Origin of the sequence: Pseudomonas spartinae, assembly GCF_965197125.1 — a bacterium.
Lineage (GTDB): Bacteria > Pseudomonadota > Gammaproteobacteria > Pseudomonadales > Pseudomonadaceae > Aquipseudomonas > Aquipseudomonas composti_A.
Genome location: NZ_CBDAMB010000005.1, coordinates 323,694 through 332,243, shown reverse-complemented (window position 1 = coordinate 332,243; position 8,550 = coordinate 323,694). Strand labels below are relative to the sequence as shown.

Genomic DNA, 8,550 nt, shown 5'->3' with positions numbered 1-8,550 from the left:
GGTGCGCCCGGCACCTGTGAAATCGGGCTACTTCACCTGCTCGACGCCCTGAGCAAGAGCGCGTGGCCGCGAGCACTGCCGCTACAACGCAGTGCTCGCAGTCATCACAGCGAATTTCAACAGGCTGCTAGCGGCGACGCTTTAATGCCGCAGTCGCGACTGAAGCCCCTCCCACAGTCGTAGCCCGGATGCAATCTGGAGCATCGCGCAGTCGTGATCAAACCGGTGCGCAGCCTAGGCGGCCCCGCAACACCCTACGCCCCCGCGTCGGCCTTCAGGCCCAGAGACTCCAGCGCACTCACCGCACATTGCTCATCGATATCCGAGGTGTCGCCGGTGATCCCGACGGCGCCGATCACCTCGCCGTGTGCATCACGGATCAGCACCCCGCCCGGCGCCGGCACCAGGCTGCCCTGGGCCAGATTGTTGACCGCACCGATAAAGGCTGGGCGCTGCTGTGCATCAGCGGCGATCAGGCGCGAGCCCTTGCCCAGCGCCAGCGCGCCCCAGGCCTTGCCGATGGCGATCTGCGGACGCAGCAGACTGGCACCATCCTCGCGCTGCAGACTGATCAGATGCCCGCCGGCATCCAGTACCGCGACCGTCAGCGGTGCAGCGTGAAGCTCACGACCAACGGCAAGCGCGCTGTGAGTGATGCTCACGGCGGTGGACAGGTTGAGCGCATTCATAAGGATTCTCCAAAAACCGAACAGGAAGTCGCCGCATGCGCGAACGGCAGCATGCGACATGAGAAAGCGCCTTATGCAATAGCCGAACAGAAGAATTGTTTCAACAAAAAAGAACAAAACAACATTAAAAATGTACACAATAAAAATACCAATGAATAACAAGATAAGTATCGAATAAGTCCGTCAACCTCCTCGTACCTCCCAGTATCCAGGGGCGTTGTAGATGTCCTTCAGGTAGTCGATGAAGAAGCGCACCTTGGCCGGCAGATAACGCTGCTGCGGGTACACCGCCTGGATGTCGTAAGCGGGAATCTCGAAGTCATCCAGCACCGTCACCAGCTCACCGGCCTTCAGCTCCGCCTGAATCTCCCAGGTCGACCGCCAGCCGATTCCCAGCCCCTGCTTGACCCAGTCGTAGAGAAGCTCTCCATCGTTGCAGTCGAGATTGCCAGCCACCTTGACCGCCACCTGACGGCCGTCACGCAGGAAGGTCCAGCCGCGCTGCTGGCCGCCCTGCAGGTTGAACGCCAGGCAGTTGTGCCGCGCCAGGTCTTCGAGGGTGCGCGGCACGCCATGCAGCTCGAAGTAGCTGGGTGCGCCACAGACCACGCGGCGATTGGGGAACAGCTTGACCGCAACGTAATTGGGGTCGGTCACCTCACCGATGCGGATGCCCATGTCGTAACCCTGACGCACCAGATCGACCAGGCTGTCGGTGAAGTTGAACGACAGCTTCAGGTCCGGATAGCGCTTGAGAAAAGCCGGCGCATGCGGCGCGATATGACGCCTGCCGAACGCGGCAGGTGCCGACACCACCAGGTGCCCGCGCACCGACCGGCCACCACGCGCCACGCTGGCGTCGGCTTCATCGAAGTCCTTGAGCAGGCTGCGGGCACGGTCGAGGTACTGCTCGCCAAGGTCGGTCAGTTGCAGGCCACGCGTGGAGCGATGCATCAGCTTGACGCCGAGGTGGCGCTCCAGCGTATCGAGGCGACGCCCCATGACCACCGGGGTGACGCCTTCACTGAGCGCAGCAGCAGCGAAGCTGCCGTTGTCGGCGACCAGAACGAAACTGCGAATGAGGGTATGACGGTCCATTCGGTACTCCAGGTATCGACAGAACTGAAGTATCCAACAATTCCGTCACTCCGGTACAGCCGTCATCCTTGCTCCCAAGAAGAAAAACCACTGACTCGGAGAACAATGGTCATGGCCAGAATGAGAGCAATCGAGGCCGCCGTACTGGTGATGCGTCGCGAAGGTGTCGATACCGCGTTCGGCGTCCCCGGCGCTGCCATCAACCCCCTGTATGCCGCACTGAAGAAACTCGGTGGCATCGATCACGTCCTGGCCCGTCACGTCGAAGGCGCTTCGCACATGGCCGAGGGTTACACCCGCACCAATGCCGGCAACATCGGCGTGTGCATCGGCACCTCCGGCCCCGCCGGCACCGACATGGTCACCGGTCTGTACTCGGCCTCCGCCGACTCCATTCCGATTCTGTGCATCACCGGCCAGGCGCCGCGTGCTCGCATGCACAAGGAAGATTTCCAGGCCGTCGACATCACCAGCATCGTTGGCCCGGTGACCAAATGGGCCACCACCGTGATGGAACCCGGCCAGGTGCCGCGTGCCTTCCAGCGCGCCTTCCATGAGATGCGCAGCGGCCGCCCCGGCCCGGTACTGATCGACCTGCCGTTCGACGTGCAGATGGCCGAGATCGAATTCGACATCGATGCCTACGAACCGCTGCCGGTGGCCAAGCCGAGCACCAGCCGCCTCCAGGCCGAAAAAGCCATCGCCATGCTCAACGACGCCGAGCGCCCGTTGCTGGTCGCTGGCGGCGGCATCTTCAACGCCGACGCGGCAGGCAAGCTGGTGGAATTCGCCGAGCTGACCGGCGTCCCGGTGGTGCCGACGCTGATGGGCTGGGGTGCGATCCCTGACGATCACAAGCTGATGGTCGGCATGGTCGGCCTGCAGACTTCGCATCGCTACGGTAACGCCACCCTGCTCGCTTCCGATCTGGTGTTCGGCATCGGCAACCGTTGGGCCAACCGCCACACCGGTTCGGTCGACGTCTATACCGAAGGTCGCAAGTTCATCCACGTCGACATCGAACCGACGCAGATCGGCCGCGTGTTCAACCCGGACCTGGGCATCGTTTCCGACGCCGGCAGCGCGCTGGACGCCTTCCTCATCGTTGCCCGCGAATGGAAAGCCGCCGGCAAGCTGAAAGACCGCAGCACCTGGGTCGAAGCCTGCCGCGAGCGCAAGCGCACCCTGCAGCGCAAGACCCACTTCGACAACGTGCCGGCCAAGCCGCAGCGCGTGTACGAAGAGATGAACGAAGCCTTCGGCAAGGACACCTGCTACGTCAGCACCATCGGTCTGTCGCAGATCGCCGGCGCGCAGTTCCTGCACGTGTACAAGCCGCGCCACTGGATCAACTGCGGCCAGGCCGGCCCGCTGGGCTGGACCATTCCGGCGGCCCTCGGCGTGGTCAAGGCCGACCCGCAACGTCAGGTCGTGGCGCTGTCTGGCGACTATGACTTCCAGTTCATGATCGAGGAGCTGGCCGTCGGTGCGCAGTTCAACCTGCCGTACATCCACGTGCTGGTGAACAACTCCTACCTGGGCCTGATCCGTCAGGCGCAGCGCGGCTTCGACATCGACTACTGCGTGCAGCTGGCGTTCGAGAACATCAACGCGCCGGAGCTCAATGGTTACGGCGTCGATCACGTCGCGGTGGTCGAGGGCCTGGGCTGCAAGGCGATCCGCGTGCTCGACCCGAACGAACTGCAGAACGCCTTCGCCGAAGCCAAGCGCCTGATGGCCGAGCACCGCGTACCGGTGGTGGTCGAGATCATCCTGGAGCGTGTCACCAACATCTCCATGGGCACCGAGATCAACGCCATCAACGAGTTCGAAGAACTGGCCGAGCGCGGCGTCGACGCACCGACTGCCATCTCGCTGCTCGACTGATGCAAACAATTTCCTCTCCCGCTTGCGGGAGAGGAGAGACAAACGAAAGGAGCGACACCATGCCCCGTTTTGCTGCCAACCTGTCCATGCTGTTCACCGAGGTGGACTTCCTGGACCGTTTCGCCGCCGCCGCCGAAGCCGGTTTCAGCGGCGTGGAATACCTCTTCCCCTACGACTTCCCGGTCGAAGAGATCAAGGCCCGTCTGGACGCCAACGCGCTGACCCAGGTGCTGTTCAACCTGCCGGCCGGCGACTGGGCCAAGGGTGAGCGCGGCATCGCCTGCCACCCGGACCGCATCGAGGAATTCCGCGCCGGCGTCGACCAGGCCATCGCCTACGCCAAGGTACTGGGCAACCAGCAGATCAACTGCCTGGCTGGCATCCGCCCACAGGGCGTGGACTGCGCGACCGTGGAAAAGACCTTCGTCGACAACCTGCGCTACGCCGCTGACAAGCTGGCCGGCGCCGGCATCCGCCTGGTCATGGAAGCCATCAACACCCGCGACATCCCCGGCTTCTACCTGAACAACACCCGGCAGGCTCTGGAGATTCGCGACAAGGTCGGCAGCACCAACCTGTACCTGCAGTACGACATCTACCACATGCAGATCATGGAAGGTGACCTGGCCCGCACGGTGGAAAGCAACCTGGCCGCGATCAACCACGTGCAGCTGGCCGATAACCCGGGCCGCAACGAGCCGGGCACCGGCGAGATCAACTACCGCTTCCTCTTCGAGCATCTGGACCGCATCGGCTACCAGGGCTGGGTCGGCTGTGAATACAAGCCGGCAACCACCACCGCTGCCGGCCTCGGCTGGATGAAAAGCCACAACGCAATCTGAAAGCGACATCTGTAGGAGCGGGTTCACCCGCACTGCATGGCGCCGGCCTCGCCGGTGTTCGCGGATGAATCCGCTCCTACAGGCTCACCCCTACATCGAGGTTATCTCTCATGGCTAAAATTGGATTCATCGGCACCGGCATCATGGGCAAACCCATGGCGCAGAACCTGCAGAAAGCCGGCCACACCCTGTTCTTCTCCGAGCACTTCGACAAGGCCCCGGCCGATCTGGTTGGCGATAACGGCATTGCCCTGGCCAACCCCAGGGAAGTCGCTCAGGAAGCCGAGTTCATCATCGTCATGGTGCCGGACACCCCGCAGGTCGAAGACGTGCTGTTCCGCGCTGATGGCGTTGCCGCTGGTGTCGGCGCCGGCAAGGTAGTGATCGACATGAGCTCGATCTCGCCCTCCGCGACCAAGACCTTCGCCGAGAAGATCAAGGCCACCGGCGCCGCCTACCTGGACGCCCCGGTGTCCGGCGGTGAAGTCGGCGCCAAGGCTGCGACCCTGTCGATCATGGTCGGTGGCTGCCCGAATGCCTTCGAGCGCGCCCTGCCGCTGTTCCAGGCCATGGGCAAGAACATCACCCGCGTCGGCGGCAACGGCGACGGCCAGACCGCCAAGGTGGCCAACCAGATCATCGTCGCGCTGAACATCCAGGCAGTGGCCGAAGCCCTGCTGTTCGCCGCCAAGAATGGCGCCGATCCGGCCAAGGTGCGTGAAGCACTGATGGGTGGTTTCGCCGGTTCGAAGATTCTCGAAGTGCACGGCGAGCGCATGATCAAGGGCACCTTCGATCCGGGCTTCCGCATCAGCCTGCACCAGAAGGACCTCAACCTGGCGCTGTCCGGCGCGCGCGAGCTGGGCCTGAACCTGCCCAACACCGCCAACGCCCAGCAAGTGTTCAGCACCTGCGCGGCACTCGGTGGTAGCGGTTGGGACCACTCCGGCCTGATCAAGGGCCTGGAGCACATGGCCAACTTCAATATTCGCGGCGAGTAAGCGCAGCCATCTCAGGAAATCCGTGGGAGGGGCTTTAGCCGCGACTGTCGCCGCTGAAGCGCCTCCCACAGTTCCCGAAGGCCCCGCGTTTCGCCCACCCTTTCGACCTTCCTGGCAGGAGGTGTCACGGCCCGATTGCCAGGTCGGTCGATTCCACTCCCCAGGCGCTGCCACGCGGCGCCTGCGGACTGGAATCGATCCAGCACCACCCAAGAGCCTATTCAAGGTCTCGCGAACTGGAGCCTGCCTTTAACGCAGCAGGGCCGGCGCGCAGCAGACGTTGAACAGGCTCCAAGAACAAGAGAACACCGCCATGACCTTCGACCCGCAACGCCTGCTGCGCGACCTGTTCGCCACCGCCATCGCCGCCGCGCATCCGCGCCAGGTGCTGGCCGATCACCTGCCCGCCGAGCGCAGCGGCCGCGTCATCGTCATCGGCGCCGGCAAGGCCGCCGCGGCGATGGCCGAGGTGATCGAACAGGAATGGCAAGGCGAGGTCAGCGGCCTGGTGGTGACCCGCTACGAGCACGGCGCCGACTGCAAGAAGATCGAAGTGGTGGAAGCCGCGCACCCGGTACCGGACGATGCCGGCGAGCGCGTCGCGCGCCGCGTGCTGGAGCTGGTGTCGAACCTCAGCGAAGACGATCGGGTGATCTTCCTCCTATCCGGCGGCGGCTCCTCGCTGCTGGCGTTGCCGGCAGACGGCATCAGCCTCAAGGACAAGCAGGCGGTCAACAAGGCCCTGCTCAAATCCGGCGCCACCATCGGTGAGATGAACTGCGTACGCAAGCACCTCTCGGCGATCAAGGGCGGCCGTCTGGCCAAGGCCTGCTGGCCTGCCACCGTGTACACCTACGCCATCTCCGACGTGCCCGGTGACGAAGCCACGGTGATTGCCTCCGGCCCCACCGTGGGCGACCCGACCACCTCGGCCGAAGCCCTGGCGATTCTTGCCCGCTACGCCATCGACATCCCGGCCAACGTACGCAGCTGGCTGCAGGACCCACGCTCGGAAACGGTCAAGCCCGGCGACCCGGTACTCGCTCGTAGCCACTTCCAATTGATCGCCACCCCGCAGCAGTCGCTCGACGCCGCCGCGGCCAAGGCCGAAGCCGCCGGTTTCCCGGTGCTGATCCTCGGCGACCTGGAAGGCGAGTCGCGCGACGTGGCCAAGGTGCATGCGGGCATCGCCCGCCAGGTGCAGCTGCACGGCCAGCCGATCAAAGCGCCGTGCGTAATTCTCTCCGGCGGCGAAACCACCGTCACCGTACGCGGCAACGGACGTGGCGGGCGCAACGCCGAATTCCTCCTGAGCCTCACCGACAGCCTCAAGGGCCTGCCCGGCGTCTACGCGCTGGCCGGTGATACCGACGGCATCGACGGCTCCGAAGACAACGCCGGCGCCATCATGACGCCCTATAGCTACGCCCGCGCCGGCATCAAGGGCCTGAGCGCCCGCGACGAGCTGGACGACAACAACGGCTATGGCTACTTCGCCGCCCTCGACGAGCTGATCGTCACCGGCCCGACCCGTACCAACGTCAACGACTTCCGCGCCATTCTGATTCTCGAGAACGACCAATGAACGCCGACAAGAAAGTAAAGATCCTCGCCACCCTCGGCCCGGCCATCCGCGATGCCGCACACATCCGCCAACTGGTGGAAGCCGGGGTCAACCTGTTTCGTCTCAACTTCAGCCACGGCGAACACGCCGATCACGCCCAGCGCTACCAGTGGGTGCGCGAAGTGGAGCGCGAGCTGAACCAGCCCATCGGCATCCTAATGGACCTGCAGGGGCCGAAGCTGCGCGTCGGCCGCTTTGCCGAAGGCAAGGTGCAACTGGTCAACGGCCAGAGCCTGCGCCTGGATCTGGACAAGACGCCCGGTGACGCAAAGCGGGTCAACCTGCCCCACCCGGAAATCATCGAGGCCCTGCAACCGGGCATGAGCCTGCTGCTGGACGACGGCCGCCTGCGCCTGAAAGTGACTGCCAAGCAGAATGATGCCGTGATCACCGAAGTGATCGCCGGTGGCGAACTGTCCGACCGCAAGGGCGTCAACGTACCCGAGGCCGTGCTGCAGCTGTCGCCGCTGACCGAGAAAGACCGCCGCGACCTGACCTTCGGCCTGGAGCTGGGTGTGGACTGGGTCGCGCTGTCCTTCGTGCAGCGCCCCGAGGACATCGTCGAAGCCCGCGAACTGATCGGCGGCAAGGCCTTCCTCATGGCCAAGATCGAGAAGCCGTCGGCGGTGATCCACGTGGAAGAAATCGCCAAGCTGTGCGACGCCATCATGGTGGCGCGCGGTGACCTGGGCGTGGAAGTGCCGGCCGAAAACGTGCCGCGTATCCAGAAAGCTATCGTGCGCACCTGCCGCCAGCTTGGTCGCCCGGTGGTGGTCGCCACGCAGATGCTCGAATCCATGCGTTTCTCCCCGGCGCCGACCCGCGCCGAAGTCACCGACGTGGCCAACGCCGTGGCCGAAGGCGCCGATGCAGTGATGCTGTCGGCCGAAACCGCCTCCGGTGATTACCCGCTGGAAACCGTGCAGATGATGAGCAAGATCATCCGCCAGGTAGAGAACGGCCCGGACTACCAGAGCCAGCTCGACGTCGGCCGCCCGCAGGCCGAAGCCACCGCCAGCGACGCCATCAGCTGCGCCATCCGCCGCATCAGCTCGATCCTGCCGGTCGCGGCCCTGGTCAACTACAGCGAGTCCGGCGCCAGCAGCCTGCGCGCCTCACGCGAGCGTCCGAAGGCGCCGATCCTCAGCCTGACGCCGAGCCTGACTACCGCGCGGCGCCTGACCGTAGCCTGGGGCATCTACTCGGTGGTCAACGAGCGCCTGCGCAAGGTCGAGGAAGTCACCAGCACCGCGCTGGAAATCGCCCAGGCCCAGGGCATGGCCCAGCGCGGCGAAACCGTGGTGATCACTGCCGGTGAACCCTTCGGCCAGCCCGGCAGCACCAACAGCCTGAGGATCGAAACGCTGCATTGACCCTACACGGCTCCTCCAAGCGACACGGACCGCTCC

7 protein-coding genes are annotated in these 8,550 nt (G+C 64.5%); 5 read left to right on the top strand and 2 right to left on the bottom strand.

The window, feature by feature from the left end; genetic code table 11:
* Nucleotides 1-254: 254 nt before the first annotated feature.
* Complete coding sequence (locus ACN8M7_RS14230; RefSeq protein WP_061241290.1) at nt 255-689, bottom strand: GlcG/HbpS family heme-binding protein; 435 nt, start codon at nt 687-689, stop codon at nt 255-257.
* A 183-nt stretch (nt 690-872) separates the two neighbouring features.
* Nucleotides 873-1,787, bottom strand: a complete 915-nt coding sequence (locus ACN8M7_RS14225; RefSeq protein WP_490261167.1) for a LysR family transcriptional regulator — start codon at nt 1,785-1,787, stop codon at nt 873-875.
* 111 nt (nt 1,788-1,898) lie between these two features.
* Between ACN8M7_RS14225 and gcl the strand changes: the two genes are divergently transcribed.
* From gcl to pyk, 5 genes are all read left to right on the top strand, one after another.
* The gene (gcl, locus tag ACN8M7_RS14220; RefSeq protein WP_490261166.1) at nt 1,899-3,674 is read left to right on the top strand and encodes a glyoxylate carboligase; all 1,776 of its coding nucleotides are present in this window, start codon (nt 1,899-1,901) and stop codon (nt 3,672-3,674) included.
* A 59-nt stretch (nt 3,675-3,733) separates the two neighbouring features.
* Nucleotides 3,734-4,516 (top strand): hydroxypyruvate isomerase, encoded by a 783-nt coding sequence (hyi, locus tag ACN8M7_RS14215; RefSeq protein WP_490261165.1) that lies wholly within the window; start codon nt 3,734-3,736, stop codon nt 4,514-4,516.
* 110 nt (nt 4,517-4,626) lie between these two features.
* Nucleotides 4,627-5,517 carry a 2-hydroxy-3-oxopropionate reductase gene (locus tag ACN8M7_RS14210; protein ID WP_490261164.1) on the top strand — a complete coding sequence of 297 codons (891 nt, stop codon included), beginning with the start codon at nt 4,627-4,629 and terminating at the stop codon, nt 5,515-5,517.
* Between the two features lie 313 nt (nt 5,518-5,830).
* A complete protein-coding gene (locus ACN8M7_RS14205; RefSeq protein WP_490261163.1) occupies nt 5,831-7,102 on the top strand; it encodes a glycerate kinase type-2 family protein in 1,272 nt (423 codons plus the stop codon).
* Entirely contained in the window at nt 7,099-8,514 is a 1,416-nt protein-coding gene (gene pyk / locus ACN8M7_RS14200; protein WP_490261162.1) for a pyruvate kinase, read from the top strand. The genes ACN8M7_RS14205 and pyk overlap by 4 nt, the downstream gene beginning before the upstream one ends.
* Nucleotides 8,515-8,550: the final 36 nt, after the last annotated feature.